Consider the following 1,704-nt stretch of genomic DNA (forward strand, 5'->3'; position numbering starts at 1 on the left):
ATTTGATGGCCTTAATACTGTATGTTGCCATAGGTGCCTTCCTTTCGCTCGGTCTGTTACTGGAGGAAGACCGATGTGCCGCCGTCCACGACGAGCATGGCGCCGGTGCACCAGTTGGCGTCATCGCTGGCGAAGAAGAGCACCGGGCCGGCGATGTCCTCCGGCCGGCCGATGCCGCCCAGCGGGGCGCGTTTTTCCCAGTAGGCGCGCACCTCCGGTTGTGCCAGCACGTGCCGGTTGATATCGGTTTCCACCGTGCCAGGCAGTACGGCGTTGCAGGTGATGCCGTAGGGCCCCAGGGCGATGGCCATGGATTTGATGAGCAGATTGATGCCGGCCTTGGAGGCGCAGTAGTGCGCCTGCTGGCGGCCACCGAATTCCGAAGAGATGGAGCTGACGGCGATAATGCGCCCCTTGACGCCTTTCTCGATCATCACGCGTGCCACGGCCTGAGAGCAGAGGAAATAGCCCTTCAGGTTGGTGTCCAGCACCTGGTCCCACAGCTCCTCCGTGATATCCAGAAATTCGGCGAAGGGGCAAATGCCGGCGTTGTTGACCAGGATATCAATGGTGCCCCACTTCTCGACCACCTTCTGCACCATGGCGTCCACCTGGGCTTTGTCGGAGACGTCGGCCTGGATGAAGATGGCCTCGGAGCCGGCCTCCTCGATCTGGCGGACGGTTTCCATCCCTTCCGTCTCATTCCTTCCGACCACCGCCACCCTGGCGCCTTCCTGCCCGAAGCGCACAGCGATGGCGCGCCCGATGCCGCGTGTGGCGCCGGTCACAATGGCAACCTTGCCTTTCAGCCGCATGGCCGCTCCTCCTGCTATGATCCCGATGGAAATGGGGTTATTTGTACACGCCGTGCTTCATGGCCGCGGCGATGAAGGCCTCGACGTTTTCCATGGGTGTGTCAGCCTGGATGATATGGGCCGGCGCGATCATGTAACCGCCGCCGCGCCCCAGCACCGCGATCTTATGTTTGACATCCTCCTCGATCTGCTCCGGCGTGCCGAAGGGCAGGAGCCACTGCTGGTCAATCGCCCCCCAGAAAGAGAGGCGGTCGCCGAATTTGGCCTTGAGTTCCTCCGGCTCATGGCCCGGGACGTTGGGCTGGACGGGGTTGAAGACCTCCATGCCGACATCGGCCCACTCGCCGAGGATGGGCGCTACCGCGCCGTCGCAGTGCTGCATGATGATGACGTCGGGATTAATGGCTTTTAGCTCGGCGTACACCTGGCGGTAGCGTTCCTTGAAGTATTTGCGCCACATGTTGGGGGAGATGAGCATGCCCTGCTGGGAGCCGAAATCGTCGCCGGCCCAGATGCCGTCCACCCCCATGGATACCAGCTTTTTCCCCACGGCCAGGGCGAAGTCCTTGCACTTGTCGATCAGCACATCAATGTATGGCTCGCCGCGCGCCATGTCGATCAGCAGTTTCTCCAGCCCCACCAACTGCTGCATCATGTCGAACATGGTCAGTTCCATGTCGCCGATAATGAAGTACTCGTCCTTGTACTTCTCGATGTAATACGCGGCGTCGTCGTAGCGCCCGTCGGCCAGCGGGTCGGGGAAGGGGAATTCCTCGACCTCCTTCGGGTCGGTGACATGGGCCAGGGGGTGCTGGATCACTTCCATGTAAATCGGCCCCTGCCGCATCTTCATCCCGAACTCGTTGATGATATTGCCCTCTTCATCGGT

The 1,704-nt window shown here is 61.2% G+C and carries 2 protein-coding genes; both read right to left on the reverse strand.

The features are described 5' to 3' along the window. Nucleotides 1-56 precede the first annotated feature (56 nt). On the reverse strand, nt 57-815 hold the full coding sequence (locus tag H5T60_14700) for an SDR family oxidoreductase (GenBank protein ID MBC7243681.1): 759 nt from the start codon (nt 813-815) through the stop codon (nt 57-59). A gap of 37 nt (nt 816-852) precedes the next feature. Next, a partial coding sequence (locus tag H5T60_14705) for a hypothetical protein (protein MBC7243682.1) occupies nt 853-1,704 on the reverse strand: 852 nt, incomplete at its 5' end.

It is taken from the genome of Anaerolineae bacterium, from assembly GCA_014360855.1.
Lineage (GTDB): Bacteria > Chloroflexota > Anaerolineae > JACIWP01 > JACIWP01 > JACIWP01.